The 18,678-nt window shown below is 66.9% G+C and carries 14 protein-coding genes; 8 read left to right on the forward strand and 6 right to left on the reverse strand.

The window, feature by feature from the left end:
* Window positions 1-3: 3 nt before the first annotated feature.
* Window positions 4-984 carry a D-2-hydroxyacid dehydrogenase gene (locus BTO20_RS28315; protein WP_087079266.1) on the reverse strand — a complete coding sequence of 327 codons (981 nt, stop codon included), beginning with the start codon at window positions 982-984 and terminating at the stop codon, window positions 4-6.
* A gap of 79 nt (window positions 985-1,063) precedes the next feature.
* Between BTO20_RS28315 and BTO20_RS28320 the strand changes: the two genes are divergently transcribed.
* Genes BTO20_RS28320 through BTO20_RS28330 form a run of 3 tightly spaced genes read left to right on the forward strand, consistent with a single transcriptional unit; the run spans window position 1,064 to window position 3,218 of the window.
* On the forward strand, window positions 1,064-1,801 hold the full coding sequence (locus BTO20_RS28320) for a maleate cis-trans isomerase family protein (protein ID WP_198344091.1): 738 nt from the start codon (window positions 1,064-1,066) through the stop codon (window positions 1,799-1,801).
* 44 nt (window positions 1,802-1,845) lie between these two features.
* On the forward strand, window positions 1,846-2,565 hold the full coding sequence (locus BTO20_RS28325) for a maleate cis-trans isomerase family protein (protein ID WP_198344092.1): 720 nt from the start codon (window positions 1,846-1,848) through the stop codon (window positions 2,563-2,565).
* Entirely contained in the window at window positions 2,562-3,218 is a 657-nt protein-coding gene (locus BTO20_RS28330) for a GntR family transcriptional regulator (protein ID WP_087079267.1), read from the forward strand. Before BTO20_RS28325 ends, BTO20_RS28330 begins: the two co-directional genes overlap by 4 nt.
* A 3-nt stretch (window positions 3,219-3,221) precedes the next feature.
* Here BTO20_RS28330 and BTO20_RS28335 read toward each other — a convergent pair whose 3' ends face one another.
* On the reverse strand, window positions 3,222-4,622 hold the full coding sequence (locus tag BTO20_RS28335; RefSeq protein WP_157680439.1) for an MFS transporter: 1,401 nt from the start codon (window positions 4,620-4,622) through the stop codon (window positions 3,222-3,224).
* A 328-nt stretch (window positions 4,623-4,950) separates the two neighbouring features.
* A complete protein-coding gene (locus BTO20_RS28340; protein WP_087079268.1) occupies window positions 4,951-5,991 on the reverse strand; it encodes a phosphotransferase enzyme family protein in 1,041 nt (346 codons plus the stop codon).
* A 175-nt stretch (window positions 5,992-6,166) separates the two neighbouring features.
* On the opposite strand from BTO20_RS28340, the gene BTO20_RS28345 reads away from it, so the two are divergent.
* The gene (locus tag BTO20_RS28345) at window positions 6,167-7,609 is read left to right on the forward strand and encodes an APC family permease (protein ID WP_087079269.1); all 1,443 of its coding nucleotides are present in this window, start codon (window positions 6,167-6,169) and stop codon (window positions 7,607-7,609) included.
* A 39-nt stretch (window positions 7,610-7,648) separates the two neighbouring features.
* Complete coding sequence (locus BTO20_RS28350) at window positions 7,649-9,613, forward strand: primary-amine oxidase (RefSeq protein WP_087079270.1); 1,965 nt, start codon at window positions 7,649-7,651, stop codon at window positions 9,611-9,613.
* Window positions 9,614-9,677: 64 nt separating this feature from the next.
* Here BTO20_RS28350 and BTO20_RS28355 read toward each other — a convergent pair whose 3' ends face one another.
* Entirely contained in the window at window positions 9,678-10,460 is a 783-nt protein-coding gene (locus BTO20_RS28355; protein ID WP_232490883.1) for an enoyl-CoA hydratase-related protein, read from the reverse strand.
* 139 nt (window positions 10,461-10,599) lie between these two features.
* Complete coding sequence (locus BTO20_RS28360; RefSeq protein WP_198344093.1) at window positions 10,600-12,264, reverse strand: sigma-54-dependent Fis family transcriptional regulator; 1,665 nt, start codon at window positions 12,262-12,264, stop codon at window positions 10,600-10,602.
* A gap of 164 nt (window positions 12,265-12,428) precedes the next feature.
* On the opposite strand from BTO20_RS28360, the gene BTO20_RS28365 reads away from it, so the two are divergent.
* From BTO20_RS28365 to BTO20_RS28375, 3 genes are read left to right on the forward strand one after another with little or no spacing between them, the layout of a single operon-like run.
* Entirely contained in the window at window positions 12,429-13,886 is a 1,458-nt protein-coding gene (locus BTO20_RS28365; RefSeq protein WP_087079273.1) for an aldehyde dehydrogenase family protein, read from the forward strand.
* 7 nt (window positions 13,887-13,893) lie between these two features.
* A complete protein-coding gene (locus BTO20_RS28370; protein WP_232490884.1) occupies window positions 13,894-15,540 on the forward strand; it encodes an AMP-binding protein in 1,647 nt (548 codons plus the stop codon).
* A 1-nt stretch (window position 15,541) separates the two neighbouring features.
* Window positions 15,542-16,891: an aspartate aminotransferase family protein gene (locus BTO20_RS28375; protein ID WP_087079275.1), complete on the forward strand. Its 1,350-nt coding sequence runs from the start codon at window positions 15,542-15,544 to the stop codon at window positions 16,889-16,891.
* On the opposite strand, the gene sppA is transcribed toward BTO20_RS28375, so the two are convergent.
* Window positions 16,888-18,657 carry a signal peptide peptidase SppA gene (sppA, locus tag BTO20_RS28380; protein WP_087079276.1) on the reverse strand — a complete coding sequence of 590 codons (1,770 nt, stop codon included), beginning with the start codon at window positions 18,655-18,657 and terminating at the stop codon, window positions 16,888-16,890. The two genes, BTO20_RS28375 and sppA, sit on opposite strands and share 4 nt — an antisense overlap.
* Between the last annotated feature and the right edge of the window lie 21 nt (window positions 18,658-18,678).

Raw genomic sequence — 18,678 nt, forward strand, 5'->3', positions numbered from 1 at the left:
GAATCACGTTGCGCCCCTGACATATCCGAGCTTCTTGTCCACGACGTTGTGCAGTGGCTTCCCGGTGAGCCACCGCTGCAGGTTCTCGGCGAACTGCGCGGCCAGCCTGTCGCGCCAGCCGCGAGCGTCCCCGGACATGTGGGCGGTGACGACGGCGCCGGGCGCGTCCCACAGCGGATGGCCCTGCGGCAGGGGTTCGGTGTCGAACACGTCGAGGGTGGCGCCACCGATGCTGCCCGCGGTGAGTGCTGCCAGCAGTGCGGACTCGTCGACGAGCGGGCCTCGCGCGACGTTCACCAGGTGCGCGTCGGATTTCATCGCCGCCAAGACGGCTGCGTCCACCAGGCCGCGGGTGGCGTCGGTGAGCGGGGCGGCCAACACCAGGTGATCACACCAACCGACCGCGGCGGCCAGGTCCGCTGTCGCCACGACCTGATCGAAGTCGCGGTCCTCGGCGCGTGCCACGCGACCGGCACCGCGGACGACCAGTCCGGCGGCCCGCAGCAACCGGGCGATCTCCCGGCCGATGCCGCCGGTTCCGACCACCAGTGCGTGCGCACCGGCGATGGTTCTGGTCTCCCGGTGCTGCCACTCGTGCCGCCGTTGCCGATCGAGGCTGGCCTGGCTTCCCTTCGCGTATGCGATGACCGCTCCGAGCACGTATTCGGCCATGGGACGGTCGAATACGCCCCGAGCGTTGGTGACCACGACGTCGGAATCCCGCAGTTCGTCGAACAGCAGGGTGTCGACGCCTGCGGCGGTGACGTGGATCCACTCCAGGGCGTCGGCGTTGGCCCAGGCGCCCCGCAGCGCGGTGGAGAAGTAATCCCACATCAGCAACGCCCGCGCGCCCCGCACCGCGTCGGCCAAACCGTCTGCGGCGCAGTACCGGAAGTCCACATCGACGTCGAGATCCGCGACCCCGGCCGGGCGGTCCGTCGCACGCTCACACAACACCGCGATCACCGGACGTGGGCTGGCCATTGCTTCGAGGCTAGGAACCTTTTCGTAGGATTGTCAACAATCTGTTGCCGGTCGACCCGTTCGGCCTCACACTGTGGACATGACGATCGAGGGTTTGGCCCCTCACCCGCCGTTGCAGCAGGTGGGGATAGGTGTTGTGGCGCCATACGACTTCGCCCTCGACCGGGAGCTGTGGCGATGGGTGCCCAACGACGTCAGTCTCTACGTCACCCGGCTGCGGTATGCGCCGATGCCCGTGACCGTCGACATGGCGGTGCACATCTCTGAGCCCGAACAGGTGGTGGCCGGCGCCGCCAACGTGCTCGCGGTCTCCCCGCTCGTCACCGCATACGCATGCACCTCGGGCAGTTTCGTCAAGGGCATGGCCGGCGAGGCCGCCCTGGTCGCGGCGATGCGCGCGGCGGGCGCCCCGGCAGCGGTGACCACCAGCGGTGCGATGCTCACCGCGCTGCAGCATCTCGGCCTGCACAGGGTCGCCACCGTCACGCCCTACACCGCGGACCTGACCATCGGGCTGACCAGCTACCTCATGGAGGCCGGCATCGAGGTCGTCGCAACAGCGGGCCTGGGGATGACCGCGCGCATCTGGGCGGTGCCGTACGAGACCACGGCAGACCTGGTGCGGGCCACCGATGTTCCCGAGGCCGAGGCCATCGTCATCAGCTGCACCAATCTGCCGACCTACGACCTGATCACCCGGCTCGAGGCCGACCTGGGTAAACCCGTCGTGACGGCCAACCAGGTGACGATGTGGGCAGCGCTGGCCGTCGCGGGCCGCAAGGCCGTGGGACCCGGTCAGCGACTGCTGGAGGCCTGAATGACCGAGACCCGCACCGCGTCCATGATCCGACAGGAGACCGCATGCCGACCGTAGGCATCCTCTATCCCGGCCACAGCGCAGAGGACGATTTCGAAGCGCTGGAGGCACGTTTGGGCGCCACTGTGTCGTTACCGGTGGCGATCACCAGCGTCGGCGAGGACGCCCACCGCGTGGATGCGTTGTTGGACCTCGGCAAGGCCGAACGCCTCGCCGACGGTGTCGCAAGGCTGAGCGGTGCGCAAGCGGAATCGATGATGTGGGCGTGCACGTCGGGCAGCTTCGTCTTCGGCCCCGACGGGGCACGGCGACAGGTCGACCAGGTGGCCGTCGCGGCGGGCGTACCGGCGTCGTCAACGTCGATCGCGTTTGCAGATGCCTTGCACTACTTGGGCATTCGCAACATAGCGGTGGCCGCGTCGTATCCCGCGGATGTGGCCGCGCACTTCGTGACGTTCCTGTCCGCCAGTGGTGCCGTCGTGGTCGCGATGGGCAGCCACGGCATCGTCACGGCCGCCGAAGTGGGCCTGCTGGCACCCGACGAGGTGGTCGAGATGGTGCGGGCAGCCGACCATCCCGACGCCGAGGCGGTGCTGGTGCCCGACACCGCCATGCATACGCTGAGCATCATCGAGAGACTCGAATCGGCAGTCGGAAAGCCGGTGCTCACCGCCAACGCCGTGACGGTCTGGAAGGGCCTGCAGTTGATCGGCCCGGTTCCGCGCCTACCCGGCCTCGGCACGCTGTTCAGGACGGCCCGGTGACCGACTTCATCGGCCCGGTGGACCAGCAGTCGACGCCGAGCATCATCGCCGACAAGCTGCGTCAGGCCATCGCGCACCGCGAACTGGAACCGGGATCTCAGCTCGGCGAAGCCGATCTGGCCCGCAGGTTCGGGGTGAGCCGCGGTCCGATCCGCGAGGGCATTGCGCGACTGGCCCAGGAGGGCCTGGTGGTCGCCATCCGCAACCGCGGCGTGTTCGTGATCGACATGACGCCCGCCGAGGTTCGCGATATGTACCTGGCGCGCGAAGCCGTCGAGCGCACCGCGGCCCGCGAAATTCTGCAGGGCGATTACGCCGCGGTCGGCGATGGGCTGCTCACCATCGTCGACGAGATGGAATCGGCCGTCGAACCAGATGAGTTGAGTGAGGCCGACATTCGCTTCCATGAACTTCTGGTCGCATCGGCGGGCAGCGCACGGCTGACCAGGATGCACCAGACCTACCTGGTCGAGACTCGAATGTGCTTGCACGCCTTGGCCGATACCTACGACACGCCCGGCGACCGGGTCACCGAGCACCATGCGCTGGCCTGCGCGATCCGATCCGGCGACGTCGCACTCACCGACAAGCTGATGCTCGCGCACATGGAGGACGCCGTCGACCGGCTCATCGCGCGCCTGCCCGCCGGCTGAGATCTACGACGCCGTACTGGGTTCGACGTCGTATTCCAGCTGCGGCGGCGCTTCGGGTGTGCCGGGGATCTCGGTTCCCCCGATCGGGCATCGGGCCGTTTCCGGAACCTTCACCAGTGCGATCGCCCCGATCACGCAGGCGATCATCATGTAGTAGGCAGGCACCAGATGGTCCCCGGTCAACGACACCAACCAGTCGTTGACCGCGGGCGCGGTACCACCGAACAGCGAGGTCGACACGTTGTAGGCGATAGCGAAACCGGCGTAGCGCACCTGCGTGGGAAACATCGCCGGGAAGGTGGCGGAGATCGTCGACAGCTGGGGCACGTAGAGCAGCCCCAGCACCGCGAATCCGATCACGGCGCCGACCATGTTGGTGCCCATCAGCAGGAACATCGGCACACCGGCGATGAACAGCCCGATCAGCGAGAACCACCACATCGGCTTGCGGCCCACCCGGTCGGAGATGTGACCGGCGAACGGCAGGAACACCATCATCGTGAGCATCCCGATGATCGGTACGACCAGCGCGTGATTGCTCGACAGCCCGATGGTCCGCTCCAGGTAGGTGGGCATGTAGGTGAGCAGCGTGTAGTTGACCACGTTGAGCGCCACTACGAGACCGCCCAGTCGCAACACGGGTGCCCAGTACTCCCCCACCAGATCCTTGAACTGCGTCACCGCGCCCTGCTCTTTGTCCCCGGACTGCTCAAGTTCACGGAATACCGGGGTGTCCTCGAGTCGGGACCGCAGATAGACGCCGATCAAGCCCAACGGTGCCGCGACCATGAACGGCAACCGCCAACCCCACGAACCCATTTGGTCGTCGGTGAGCAGCATCGAGAAGCCGAGCATCAGCAGCGCGCCGAGCGAAAAGCCGGAAAGGGTGCCGAATTCCAGGAAACTCCCGAGGAACCCGCGGCGGCGTGAGGGCGCGTACTCGGCCATAAACGTTGCCGCACCGCCATATTCGCCGCCGGTGGAGAAGCCCTGGACCATGCGCAGCACCACCATGATGGCCGGTGCCCACAGTCCGATCGCGGCGTAGGACGGCACCAGTCCCACGCAGAATGTCGCACCCGCCATCAGCACGATGGTGATGGCCAGAACATGTTTGCGTCCGAGCCGGTCACCCAGTGGTCCCCACACGAATCCGCCGAGCGGTCGCACGAGGAACGAAACCGCAAATGTCGCAAGCGCCAACAGCGTGGCCTGGTGGGTGTCACCCGGGAAGATGGCGGCCGATATGTAGCTCACGCCGTAGGCGTATATGCCGTAGTCGAACCATTCTGTGGCGTTTCCGATCGCCGATGCGGCGATCGCCCGTCTGAGTACGCCCGGGTCTGGCGCACTCTCCGCGGGTTCGCTGTAGTCGATCTCCGGCTTGTCTCCGAAGCCCCTCATCGGGCTCTTGTGCGCAGGCACGGTTCCTCCATGTGTCTGACGACACCGGTCCCCGCCGCGCGCTGTACTTTCGGCTGGTCTGATGGGTGAACACCGCAGGGCCAGGCCGTCGTCTCGTCCGGCAATTCAATAGTTGCCAAGGAATGACGTTACCTCGCTGGCAGGCACAATGCACCGCCCCCGGGGCGTGCCGCAATTGTCATCGACGTCAGAATAGGGAACTGTCCGGCCGGCTTTCGCCGACATGCGCCAGTCCCTACCTGGAACCCCTTGCCGCACAATTTCTTCCATGACGGCCGTTGAGCGGCAACGACACTCGACGAAGTCGCTACCCGTGCGCAGCGCCCGAGGGACAATGGTCATGGGCCGACGGACGATATTCGCGGAGAAACCGCCCGTCCAGGTAGCGTTGCGCGAGTTCGACCGTGTCGTAGGTGAAGGAATCACCGAGGGTATGGGCCAGATCTGACTCGGGGTGGCTGCCGAGCCACGCGAGGATGTGCAGACGCCGCAGGAACACCAGGTCGGGGATCGCGTCGAGGTCCCGCTCGGTGAGCGGGCGAACCGCCCGATAGCCGGTCAGCCACGCCTCGATGACGTCGGCGAGCTGCGGCTGGTGCTCGATGAAGGTGGTCGAGCTGCACAGGTCCCAGAGATACCAGCTGAAGCCTGCGTCATCGAAGTCGATGACCCATACCCGGTTGTCAGCCCCTTTGAGCAGGTTGGCCGCGCGCAGGTCACAGTGCACCAGCCCCGCGATGGGGCCGCGAGCCGGATAGTCGGCCAGGCGGGCACGCACCATCCCTGCCGCTCGCTCGAGCAGCGCGATCGCGTCGTCGTTCAAACCCGGCCCGTCGGACCACCGGCCCCACGGCGCGCCGGGCCCCAGGATGTGGTCGACGTCCCACGTCGACCGGGTGAACCACGCCGGTCGCTGCCAGCGGTCGGTCTGCCGGTGCAGTTCGGCCGCGGTACGCCCCACCAACGCATAGGTGGCGAAATCGTCGTCGGCAGGTGCCGTGCCGGGCACGTGGTCGAACATCGCGCACGCCCGCGTCACCCCGTCGACGGTGATCCACTGCAGCGTCTCACCGTCGGTGGTACGTCGGATACCTGGTGTGTGGACGATGCCATCGTTCCGCAGGGCCTCGATCCAGGCCAGTTCGGACCTGATGGCCGCCTCGCTCTGATAGCCGATGCGGTAGACCCGCAGCACGCCGACGGGATGGTCGGTCTCGACCAGGAAGGTCGCGTTCTCCGACAGGCTGATCATCCGCGCCCGGGCTGTTCCGGGCAGACCGTAGGCGGTGAGGGCAGCCTTGGCGTACGCCTCGTGACGGGCTGCCGCCGAGGAGGAGGTGTCGTCCATCCGTTGCACGCTAGGGTCCGCCTGCGGGACTATCTGTGCAGATCTCGGACGCCCAGGCAGACCTCTGACCGGCGGCCGTGTCCGAACACTGCACAGTTAGCGGCTGGCGCCTCATGGACCATGAGTGTGATCCGCGACACCCCGCGGGTCACCACTGCGACAGAAGGTAGGGGCAGTGTCAACCGAATCCACCATCGGCGCCGGGAACGTCTCTGAAGGCACCGGAACCGGGCGAGAGCACCGACTCGCCGGTCGTCTCGGTGCGGGAGCGATCATCTTCATGATCATGGCGGCGGCCGCCCCGCTGACCACCGTCAGCGCCACCGTGCCGGTGGCCATACTCAGCGGCAACGGTCCGGCGTACCCGATCATGTACGTCGTCGCCGCGGTCGTGCTGGCCTTTTTCGCGGTGGGCTTCACCGCGATGACGCCGCACGTGAAGAGCGCAGGCGCGTTCTACTCCTACATCACCGAGGGCGTGGGCCGCCGGTGGGGCCTCGCGGCCGCGTTCCTGGCCTTGCTCACCTACAGCGCCGTCCAGGTGGCGGTGCACGCGTTCATGGGTGTCGTCCTGCACGACTTCGTGTTGTCGTTCGGCGGCCCGAGCATCCCGTGGTGGTTGTTCTCGGCCCTGTCGGTGCTCGTCGTCGGTGTGCTCGGCTACCGCAACATCGAGGTGTCCGGCAAGGTGCTCGGCGTCGTGCTGGTCGCCGAGGTGCTGATCTGCCTGGTGTTCGCGGTCGCGGTCACGGTCAGAGGTGGCGGCCCGGAGGGTCTGTCCACCGCGATGTTCCAGCCGCACCAGATCCTGTCCGGCTCCCCCGCACTGGCCCTGATGTTCGCGGTGTCGGGCTTCCTGGGCTTCGAGGCCGCGGCGGTGTACCGCGACGAGGCGCGCAACCCGGACAAGACCATCCCGCGCGCGACCTACGGCGCACTTGCGGTCATCGGCGGGTTCTACGCGCTGGTGGCCTGGGCCATCATCAGCGCCTGGGGTGACAACGGCGCCGTCGAACGGGCACAAACGGATTCGGCCACCATGCTGCTCGATGCCGGCAAGCGGTTCATCGGCACGTTCGGCTATGAGGTGATGCAGTACCTGCTGATCGGCAGCGTCTTCGCGTGCATCCTGTCCTTCCACAACGTCATCGCCCGCTATATCTTCCGCCTCGCCAACACCGGTGCGATGCCGGCCAAGGCCGGGCTGAGCCACCCCACACACCGCTCACCGCATATCGCCTCGGTGTCCCAATCGGTATCGGCTGCGGCACTTCTCGCGATCTGTGTGGTGTTCGGCCTGGATCCCATCACGCAGGTGTTCACGTGGCTGGTCGGCATCGCGACCATCGGCGTGATGCTGCTGATGCTCGGCACCTGTGTGGCCATCCTGATGTTCTTCCGGCACAACAAGGTCGACAACCGCCGTTGGAACACCGTGATCGCACCGGGCCTGGGCTGCGTCGGGTTGGGTGTCACGACGGCGATCACCGCGAAGAATCTCCCATTGCTCATGGGCAGCGCGACGCTGGGCTGGATCGTCGTGGTGCTGCTGGTCCTGACCATCGGGGCCGGATTCCTCGTGGCCGCGCTCCGGCCGCGGGCCAACACGCCCGACTAGCCGAAAACCTCGTTTCGACACCCTCAGGAGAACCCCGTCATGACCACCGTCGCAGATCCCACCGCTGACCGGAACCGTCTGGTACACGAGATCGACCGTCCTGCCGACCACCCGCTGCGGCGTCTCACCGCAGCCGAGATGACCAGCGCCCGTGAGGTATTGGAACGAGCCGGCATGGTCACCGCCGACACCCGGTTCGTGTACGTGGGTCTGCACGAGCCCGACAAGAGCGATGTCCGGGCGTACCAGCGCGACCCCGCTCACCACATCGACCGGCGCTGCCGGATGTATCTGCTGGACCAGGCCACCGGCCAGGGCAGCCGCGTCGTGATCTCGCTGGACGACCGGAGCATCGTGTCGAACACGGCCGTCGACCCGGTGCGCGACGGTCAGGTGTCGCTGCTCGACGAAGAGTTCGAGATTGCCGACAAACTGGTCGCCGCCGACGAATCATGGTGCGCCGCACTGCGCCGACGGGGTATCGACCCGGCGAAGGTGCGTGGGGTGCCGCTGTCGGCGGGGCATTTCGGGTTCACCGACGAGATCGGCAAGCGGATGGCCCGGGTGGTGGGCTTCTGCCAGGAGGACGAGAAGGATCTGCCGTGGGCGCATCCGATCGACGGCCTGGTCGCCTACGTCGACCTGACAGCCAGGACCGTCCAGAAGATCGTCGACGACGCCGACCTTCCGGTGCCCGCCGAACGCGGCGAGTGGGACGCCGAACCGCATGCGTCGCCGCGGCGGAACACCCTGAAACCCTTGGAGATCACGCAACCCGAAGGCCCGAGCTTCACCGTCGATGACGATGTGCTGACGTGGGAGAACTGGTCGGTGCGCATCGGGTTCGACGGCCGTGAGGGGCTGACGCTGCACGAGGTGTCGTACCTCGACAACGGTCGGCGGCGGCCGGTGCTGTACCGCGCCTCGGTGGCCGAGATGGTGGTGTTCTACGCCGATCCGTCGCCGTCGCGCTTCTACCAGAACTACTTCGACACCGGCGAATACATGTTCTGCCGCTACACCAACTCGCTGAAGCTGGGCTGCGACTGTCTCGGTGAGATCCACTATCTGGACGCGACCATCGCCGACGACCACGGCAGGCCGTGCACCATCGACAACGCCATCTGCATCCACGAGGAGGACTACGGGCTGCTGTGGAAGCACAACGACATGTTCAACGGCATGTCGGAGTCCCGGCGCTCACGGCGCCTGGTGATCTCGTTCTTCACCACCATCGGCAACTACGACTACGGGTTCTACTGGTACCTGTATCTCGACGGCACCATCGAACTGGAGGCCAAGGCCACCGGTGTGGTCTTCACATCCGCACTGCCCGACGGTGATTCGGCATATGCCAACGAACTGGCGCCGGGCCTTGGCGCGCCGTTCCATCAGCACATGTTCTGCGCGCGCCTGGACATGGCCGTCGACGGCGACGCCAACGCGGTCGACGAGCTCGACGCGGCCCGTGTCCCGATGGGACCGGACAACCCATACGGAAATGCGTTCACCCGCACCGCCACCCGGCTGTACCGCGAGTCCGACGGGCAGCGGACCGGGGACGCCTCGATCGGGAGGGTGTGGCGGATCAGCAACCCGGACAAGCGCAATCGCCTCGGCAACCCGGTCGGCTACGTGCTGCATTCACAGAATGCACCACTCATGCTCGCCGACGAGAACTCGTCGACCCACCGGCGGGCGAACTTCGCCACCAAGCACCTGTGGGTCACCCGCTACGACCCCGAGGAACGCTACCCCGCCGGCGAATACGTGTACCAGAACCACGGCCACGCGGGACTGCCCACGTGGGTGACCGCCGACCGCGACATCGACGGCCAGGACATCGTGTTGTGGCACACCTTCGGCCTCACGCATTTTCCGCGCCCCGAGGACTGGCCGGTGATGCCGATGGACTACACCGGTTTCACGCTCAAGGCCGACGGGTTCTTCGACCGCAACCCGACGCTCGACGTGCCGCCGAACGGTCGCAGTTGCCACGGCTGACCGAATGAACGCCCGGACCGCCGGCATCCCCCTCAAGCCGGTGGTCCGGGCGCCCATCGGTGTTCTAGCCGTTCTTCGGCCTCCGCGCCAGAAACGCAGCCATGCCGTCCTTCTGGCCGTCGGTGGCGAACAATGCGTTGAAGAACCGGCGTTCCACCCTGATGCCCTCGTTCAAGGTGCTGTTGAACGAGTGGTTCACGGCTTCCTTGGCCATCAGCGTCGCCGGCCAGGATCTGCCCGCGATGATCGACGCCGCCTCGACCGCGGTATCGAGCAGGGCGTCGTCGGCCACCAGCCGTGCAGCCAATCCCATGGCTAGTGCCTCCCGACCGGTGATGCGGCGGCCGGTCAGGATCATGTCCATCGCCACCGATTTCCCGACGGCCCGCGACAACCGCTGAGTGCCACCGGCACCCGGGATGATCCCCAGCGTGGTCTCCGGCAGCCCGAACACCGACGATTCAGCGGCGAAGACCATGTCGCACATCATCGCCAGCTCTGTGCCACCGCCCAGGGCGTAACCCGCCACCGCCGCGATGATCGGGGTGCGCACCGCCGAGGTGCTCTCCCATCCGGAGTTGGCGTAGTCCTGGAGAAACATGTCGAGGAAGGATTCGTCGGCCATCTCGGCGATGTCGGCACCTGCGGCGAAATTACCGTTGGCTCCCGTGAGCACCAGGGCGCGCACCGCATGGTCGGTATCGGCCTCGCGCAGCGCGGTGTGCAACTGGTCGATCAGCCGTGCCGACAACGCGTTGAGCGCCGCGGGGCGGTTGAGGGTCAGGATCCGCACCGGCCCCCGATCCTCACGCAGTACCAGGGGTGCCGGGCAGGCGTCTGTGGTCACGGAGCTCCATCTTCCGGCATCTCGACATGTGTAGCTGTCCGACTTTCGGACAGTTGCTGTGCGCCTTCGGGTTTGATGCAGCAGCGGACAGAACTCGTCGATCGGGCGAATCACGTGGTGGCTGCGGCCAATACGTGGCTCAGCCGAGCCGGTACTCACGAATCCGTGCATACAGGGTTGACCGGCTGATCCCCAGCTGATTCGCCGCATGCACCTTGTTGTTGTGGCAGGCCTTGAGCGCCGACTCGATGGCTGCGCGTTCGATCTCCTGCAGTTGGGTCAGGCCGTGGCGCTGTTTGGTGGCATGGAACTGGGCGGGCAGATCGTTGACCGTGATGTCACCGGCCGAGCGTCGGGCCACCACGTCACGCAACACCCGGGCCAGTTCCGAGACGTTGCCCGGCCAACTGTGTGCTGCGAGCGCCTCAAGCGCCGACAGGGTCAGCCGGACTTGACTCCCCGCCAACTCGCCGACGATGCCGCGGGCCAACGAGTTGAACTCGGCGGCACGCTCCCGCAACGGCGGGACGCCCACCGACGACGTGCACAAGCTCTGCAGATAACCGGTGTCGGCGCCGGCGTCGTCACGCGCGGTTGCGGTCAGCACCACCTTTCGGGCCTCCGGCGACCGCAGGATCCGGGACAGCCAGGAGAGCGCCTGCTGGTTCAGCAGATCCACGTTGTCGACGACGAGCACGCCCGGTGCGGCAGCGACGGTGCGCTGCAGATCGGCCACCCATTCCTGGGCCCCGATGGTGATGACATCGCCGGCATCGAGGAACCGGGCATCAGTGCCTTCTGCCAATTGCGTAGCCACCCAGGTCTTTCCGGCGCCCGGCTCGCCCGTGACAAACACGTGCCCGACCGCCGAGCGCGCCTGGTCGATGGCAGCGTCGAGTTCAGAACCCGCCCGCTGCGGCCGCGTGCCGCGCGGAATCGGTTGCGGCGCTTCGCCGGAGCGCCGCAGCTGGAAAACCACAGCGTGCGGGTCGCCCATGTCGGTGACCTTGACGGTGGCCGCCGAACCCGAACTCAGCATGAGCTCTAGCACCCCGGAGAAGCCCGGACGCTCCAGCGCGATGCCACGCAGGGTCACGTAGTCCTCGGGGGCCAGGATGTCCACGGCGTGCCGGTTGTTCAACACGATGTCGTCGTTGATCATCACCACCGCATCGGTTGCGGTGCGCCGCAAGGTGTTGAACGCCGCGAACACCGCCATCAGATTGACGTCGTAGCTCTCGATGAGACCCTGGTGAATGTCGCGGGCCGCGCGCATCATGACCGATTTCATCAACGCCGGGCTCACTTCGGCGTTGGTCATCACGTCGATCACGCCCTCGATGCGCTGGGTGACCGGATGCAGAATGGGCACACCCACGCAGAAGTACTTGCGCATGCTGTCCAGGAAATGGTCCTCGCGCGATACGAACAGCGCAGACCGGGTCTCGAACGGCGTGGCGATCGCGTTGGTCCCCGACCGGGCCTCGGAGAAGTCCACACCGGGCAGCGCACCGAGCCGGTCCACCTCGCGGGCCAGAGCGTCGGTGCCGAAACAGCGTGCGACCAAGGTGGCCGAGCGGTCCGCGAGCAGCGTACCGACCTCGAACCCTTCGAACTGCCGCGACAGATCCTTGAGCACCGGGGCGGCCGCCTGCATGATCCGGCTCGACGAGTCCACGTCGCCGATGACGGCATCCAACTCCGCGTCGGGTGCCAGCCCTGCCAGACGCGAACGGCGCCATGACGCCTGAATTTCCCGCCGATGCCCGTGGTGTTCGACGTCGTCGGTGACGAGCTGCGTCATCTCCCGCTCCTTTCCGCACCCGGTCGCTTCAATCATTATGTTGAGCCGCATAGGACATCTGTGCAGAGTTCGGACAGATACCGGGGAAGGGCCGCCCCGATGATGGGGACATCCACGGCGAGACGTCTCGGCGCTGTGGCCACTCCGTCCGGTAGGAGCCGAACATGTCCACTCAGCTTGACCAGATCCGTCGCTGCGCACTGGGGGATCCGGCCACCCACCCGTTCCGGATGCTCATCGGGGGTGCACTGGTCGACGGGGCCCGCCAGCTCGACGTCGTCAACCCGGCCACCGCGGCGCCAGTGACCGCAGGCCCGATCGCCGACCGCAGCCAGGTCAGCGCTGCCATCGCGGCCGCCAAGGCGGCTTTTCCCGGCTGGAGTGCGCTGCCCGTGGCCGACCGTGCCGCGGTGCTGAGCGCGATCGCCGACGTGGTGGAGGCCAAAGCCGACGACATCGCCCGGTTGACCACGCTGGAGCAGGGCAAGCCGCTGGCCGCGGCGCGCTCGGACGTCGACGCCGCCGTGCAGTTCACGCGGTACTTCGCCGGCCAGCGTCCAGGACCCGAGGTGGTCCGCGACGATGCCGAGGCGCGCATCGAGATCCATCGCCGTCCGGTCGGTGTGGTGGCGGCGATCCTGCCGTGGAACTTCCCGTTCTTCCAGGCCATGTACAAGATCGCGCCGGCGTTGCTGATGGGCAACACCCTCGTGGTCAAACCCGCTCCGACCACACCGCTGAACACCATGCTGCTGGGCGAGCTGATCGCCGATCTGGTGCCTGCCGGAGTCCTCAACGTCGTGGGCGACGACGGATCGGTGGGCCCCATGGTGACCACCGACCCTGATGTCGCCAAGGTTTCCTTCACCGGCTCAACCGCGGTGGGCAAGGCCGTGATGCGCTCGGGGTCTGATTCCCTCAAACGGGTCACGCTGGAGCTCGGCGGCAACGACGGCGCGATCGTGCTGGCCGACGCCGATGTCGAGAAGGTGGCCGACGGACTGTGCCAGTGGGCCTTCTTCAACGCCGGCCAGGTGTGCATCAACATCAAGCGCATCTATGCGCCCGATGCCATCTTCGACGAACTCTGCGACGCGATGGCCCGGCGGGTCCGGGCGATCAAGGTCGGCGACGGACTCGATCCGGATACCGAGATGGGCCCGGTGCAGAACGCCAAGCAGTACCAGACCGCGCAGAGCCATCTGCGCACCGCGCAGGAGACCGGCCGGATCCTGGCCCAAGGCGTCATTCCCGACGGGCCCGGCTACTTCGTCCCGCCGACGCTGCTCACCGACATCGACGACGACAATCCGCTGATCGCGCAAGAGACGTTCGCGCCCGTGCGGACCATCCTGCGCTACACCGATATCGACGATGCGGTCCGCCGGGTGAACGAAACCCCCTATGGTCTTGGCAATTCGGTGTGGGGCACCGACGTCGCCCGCGCAGCCGCGGTGGCCTCCCGGCTGGAGAGTGGAACCGCCTGGGTGAACCAGCATTTCGCGCTGTCCCCCGATGTCCCCTTCGGCGGACGCAAGCAGTCGGGCCTGGGCGTGGAATTCGGTGTCGACGGGCTCAACGCGTTCACCGACATCCAGGTCATCAACATCTCGAAGGTCTGATGCGTCCGTGAGTACGCCAGAAGTCCGCGCGCTGTGGCAGGACCTGCAGGCCACGCCGTTCACATGGCACGTCCCCGACACCCTGAATATCGCGCGGGCATGTGTCGACGATCAGCGGCCCGCCGACGTCGCGCTGATCGTCGACCACGGCGGCACGCACACCCGCTACAGCTTCGGCGAACTCGCATCGCTGAGCCGTCGATTCGCGGGCTTGCTTCACGACTGCGGCACCCGCGTCGGCGACCGCGTCGGCGTGATGGTGCCGCAGGGCGTCGAGGTGGCGACTGCGCATCTGGGAACATTTCGGTTGGGTGCGGTAACGGTGCCGTTGTCGGTGAAGTTCGGGCCAGAGGCCGTGGCCTACCGGCTGTCCCATTCGGGCGCCCGGGTGCTGGTCATCGATACCGACAACTACGTGCGCGTGCGGCAGGCTCTGGCCGATGTCGCGTCGCTGCAGACTGTGTTCGTGGTCGGCCCGAGACCCGACAATCGCTGCGTGCAGCCGCAGCAGCTGAGATCGTTCGATGAGGTCTACCCCGCAACGGAATTCGCGCACACCGCAGACACCGGACCGGACTCGCCCGCCATCATCATCTACACCTCGGGTACCACCGGTCAGCCCAAGGGCGCGTTGCACGGGCACCGGATCCTGCCCGCGCACATGCCGGGCATGCGCACCGCGTTCATGAACGCGCCACAACCCGGCGACGTGTTCTGGACACCCGCCGACTGGGCCTGGATCGGTGGCCTCTTCGATGTGCTGTTCACCGCCCTGGCCCTGGGATGCCCTGTGGTCGCCACCCCGGGCAAGTTCAGCGCGGCCGGCACGCTGGAGGTGATGCGCCGTCATCGGGTGACGGCGGCGTTCGTCCCGCCGACAGCGCTCAAGCAGCTGCGCAGTGCCGGAATCACACCCGCTGACACCCGTGGTCTGGCGGTGCGCATCCTGGCCACCGGCGGTGAGTCGCTGGGCACCGCGCTGCGGGACTGGATCGAGAGCACCTTCACCACGTCGATCAACGAGTTCTACGGGCAGACCGAGATCAACATGATCGTCGGGACCACCGTGGACCGTGCACGGCCCCAACCGGATTCGATGGGACGCACCTTCCCCGGATTCGACGTCGAGCTGCTCGACGCGAACGGCAGGCCGGTCGCGCCCGGCGAACCCGGCGAAATCTGTGTGCGCGCAGGCAATCCCGGCCAGTTCCTTCAGTATTGGCGGCAGCCCGACAAGACGGCCGAGAAAGTGCACGACGGCTGGATCCACACCGGTGACCTGGCACGACGTGACGACGCAGGCAATTTCACCTACCAGGGCCGCGCCGATGACATCATCTCCACCGCCGGGTACCGGGTGGGCCCCGGCGAGATCGAGGAATGCCTGCTGTCACATCCGGCCGTCGCGATGGCCGCCGCCGTGGGCGTGCCCGACGAACTGCGCGGAGAGGCGATCCACGCGTTCGTGGTCCTCACGGCCGACCAGCAGCCCGACGACGCACTCACCGCCGATCTGCAGCAGCACGTCAAATCCCGGCTCGCGTTCTACCAGTACCCGCGAGCCATCACATTCCGTGCCGAACTCCCGCTGACCACCACCGGCAAGATCCTGCGACGGGAGCTGCGGGCCGGTCTCCTCCGGAAGGAACCCTGACATGACCACCCAGCAATTCGGTGCCAGCCCCGTCGATGCGGTCGAACTCAACGCCCTTGACCCATCGGATATTTCGGCGCTCGACGCGGACACCCAACAGCTGATCCAGCGCCGCCGCGACGTCATGGGCCCGGCTTATCGGCTGGTCTACACCGATCCGCTGCGCCCGGTCCGCGCGCTGGGCACCAAAATCGTCGACGTCAACGGCGACGAGTACCTCGATGCCTACAACAACGTACCCAGCATCGGGCACAACCACCCTCGGGTCGTCGAGGCCGTCACCCGGCAGCTGAGCCTGCTCAACACCAACACTCGGTATCTGTGCAGCGACATCATCGACTACGCGGAGCAGTTGACCGCCACCCACGGACCCGAGCTGCGCAACGTCATGTTCACCTGCACGGGTTCGGAATCCAACGATCTCGCGATGCGAATGGCACGCCACGTCACCGGCGGAACCGGCGTCATCGTGTCGAACCACGCCTACCACGGCAACACCCGCGACGTCTCCGGCTGGTCACCATCGTCGGGCGGCGGGTGGACACAGCGAGCCGATGTTCGGCTGGTTCCGCCGCCGGACACGTTCCGCACCACGGCATCTGCGGTGGCGGAGGAATTCGCCGATCAGGTCGCGGCCTGCATAGCTGACCTCGCCGACGATGGTATCGCCTTGGCAGCGATGATCATCGACCCGCTGTTCTCGTCGGACGGTCTCTACGCCGACCGCACGTCACTCACCGCAGCGGCCGAGGTGGTGTACCGCGCCGGAGGTCTGGTGATCAGCGACGAGGTGCAGCCGGGATTCGGCCGTACCGGCGATGCCATGTGGGGTCATCAGCGTTGGAACCTCGATGCCGACATCGCCACCATGGGCAAACCGATGGGCAACGGCCTGCCCATCGGCGGTGTGGTGGCCAAGCCGTCGGTGATGTCGGCGTTCGGCTCGGATGTCCCGTATTTCAACACCTTTGGTGGCGAGAACGTGCCGGTCGCCGCAGCCCAAGCCGTGCTCGACGTGATCCGCGAAGAGAACCTGATGGCGAACTCAGCCGACAAGGGCGCCCAGCTGCTGGCCGGTATGCGGGCCTCTCTGCAGCGCGCCGGGCGCCCGTCCGACGTCCGCGGGGCGGGCCTGTATCTCGGTGTCGAGTTCGTCACCGACCTCGACACCAAGACCCCGGATCCGTTGATCGCCTCGGCCGTCGTCAACGGGATGCGGCGCCGCCGGGTGCTGATCAGCGTGGTCGGTCCATACGCCAACGTGCTGAAAGTCCGGCCCCCGCTGGTGTTCAGCCAGTCCGACGTCGATCGCTTCCTGACCGAATTCGACCACGTCATACGCGAACTCTAGAAGCGGTACTCCCCCAACCACATCGCGTTCGCGCCGGTCAGCGAGCGCTGAGCCTGTTCCAGCACCCCGGTCACTGATGCGACGGCCAGCGAGCCCAGCGCCTCGGGCAGCGACGCCGCTGCCGGTTGCGAGGATGGCTTGGGCGACAACAGGTCCCGCAACGACGATCCGGGCAGATGCGCGATCTTGACCTTGGTGTCCTCGTCGAGGCCGGCCAGCAGTTTGGCCCGGCGGATCGCGGTGCGTAGCCCGCCGAGTTCGTCGACGAGCCCGCGTTCGTGAGCGTCGGCCCCGGTCCACACCCGGCCGCGCGCCACGTCCTGGACGGCCTCCACCGCCAAGCCGCGGCCGTCCGCGACCCGCTGCACGAAGTCCTGGTAGAACAGGTCGGCCTCGGCCTCGACCTGGGCGTGCTGCTCATCGGTGAACGGTGCGTTGGTGGACCAGGCGTCGGCATTGGCATTGGTACGCACCGCATCCGAACCGACCCCGAGCTTGTCCTTGAGCTCCCGTGACACCAGCTTGCCGGTCAGCACCCCGATCGACCCGGTGATGGTGCCCGGGTTGGCGACGATCGCGTCGGCGGCCATCGCCGCGTAGTAGCCACCCGATGCCGCCACGGCTCCCATCGACGCGACGACGGGCTTGCCTGCCTCGCGGGCCCGCACCACCTCACGCCAGATGGTCTCGGAGGCAGTCACCGAGCCGCCGGGGCTGTCCACCCGCAGCACGATGGCCACCACGTCGTCTTGGGCTGCCGCCTCCCGCAGGGCCGCTGCGATGGTGTCGCCCCCGGCTCCGGAGTTACCGAACGGCAGCACCTGCCGACCACCCTTGCCACTGACGATCGGCCCGTGCACCGTCACCACGGCGACGGTCGGCTTCGATTTGAGCCCGGGAATCGCAGGTGTCGGTTTGGGTGTGGACGCCCGCGCGTACCGCGACAGGTACAACCGCGGAGCGCTGTCATCGCCATCGGATTCCGCTGCGGCACCGCAGAGTTCACTGATGCGCGCGTACGCCTCATCGCGGAAGCCGATCCGGTCGATCAGCCCGCCCGCTACGGCATCGTCGCGCAGCAGCGGCGCCTTGTCAGCCAGCGCGTCGATGGCGTCGATCGATACCTGCCGGGATTCCGCGATGGCCTGCCACACCTGGCTCTGGAGGCTCTCGATCAGCCGGCTGTCGGCTTCCCGGTGCGCGTCGGTGTAGCGATCCTGCGTGAAGATGTTTGTCGCAGACTTGTATTCACCACGCGTCACAAATTGCGCTTCGATCCCGACCTTGTCCAGGGCATCGCGCAAGAACATCGCGTTGGTGGCGAAACCGACCAGTCCGACGGTGCCCGACGGTTGCATCCACACCTCGCGGAACGCCGAGGCTAGGTAGTACGAGAAGGTGCCCGGATAGGTTTCCGACCAGGCCAGGGTCGGCTTGACCGCGCCGAACTCGGCGATCGCGTCGCGCAACTCCTGCACCGGTCCGGCTGCCGCGGCCGGAATCTGTACCCGCGCGATCAACCCGGCCACCCGGTCATCGTCTGCAGCCCGGTGGATCGCCGCGACGGCCTGACGCAGGACCAGAGGCCGTCCTCCGACGGAGATCATCGCCAACGGATCGAACCCCGCGGTCTCCGGAGGCACGGACGTCAGATCGAGTTCGAGAACACACGCACTTGGGACGCCGTTGTGCCGGACGGTGTCGACCTTGCGGACCAACGCCCGCAAATCGTCGGGACCGGGCAGGCTCGGGAGGAAGTCGAACATGCTCCGAGCCTACCGACGCCC

It is taken from the genome of Mycobacterium dioxanotrophicus, from assembly GCF_002157835.1.
Taxonomy (GTDB): domain Bacteria; phylum Actinomycetota; class Actinomycetes; order Mycobacteriales; family Mycobacteriaceae; genus Mycobacterium; species Mycobacterium dioxanotrophicus.

Coding starts and splice junctions, on each gene's coding strand:
- BTO20_RS28315 (WP_087079266.1), bottom strand. CDS start 984: ATGGCCAGCCCACGTCCGGTGATCGCGGTGTTGTGTGAGCGTGCGACG.
- BTO20_RS28320 (WP_198344091.1), top strand. CDS start 1,064: ATGACGATCGAGGGTTTGGCCCCTCACCCGCCGTTGCAGCAGGTGGGG.
- BTO20_RS28325 (WP_198344092.1), top strand. CDS start 1,846: ATGCCGACCGTAGGCATCCTCTATCCCGGCCACAGCGCAGAGGACGAT.
- BTO20_RS28335 (WP_157680439.1), bottom strand. CDS start 4,622: ATGAGGGGCTTCGGAGACAAGCCGGAGATCGACTACAGCGAACCCGCG.
- BTO20_RS28340 (WP_087079268.1), bottom strand. CDS start 5,991: ATGGACGACACCTCCTCCTCGGCGGCAGCCCGTCACGAGGCGTACGCC.
- BTO20_RS28350 (WP_087079270.1), top strand. CDS start 7,649: ATGACCACCGTCGCAGATCCCACCGCTGACCGGAACCGTCTGGTACAC.
- BTO20_RS28360 (WP_198344093.1), bottom strand. CDS start 12,264: ATGACGCAGCTCGTCACCGACGACGTCGAACACCACGGGCATCGGCGG.
- BTO20_RS28365 (WP_087079273.1), top strand. CDS start 12,429: ATGTCCACTCAGCTTGACCAGATCCGTCGCTGCGCACTGGGGGATCCG.
- BTO20_RS28375 (WP_087079275.1), top strand. CDS start 15,542: ATGACCACCCAGCAATTCGGTGCCAGCCCCGTCGATGCGGTCGAACTC.
- sppA (WP_087079276.1), bottom strand. CDS start 18,657: ATGTTCGACTTCCTCCCGAGCCTGCCCGGTCCCGACGATTTGCGGGCG.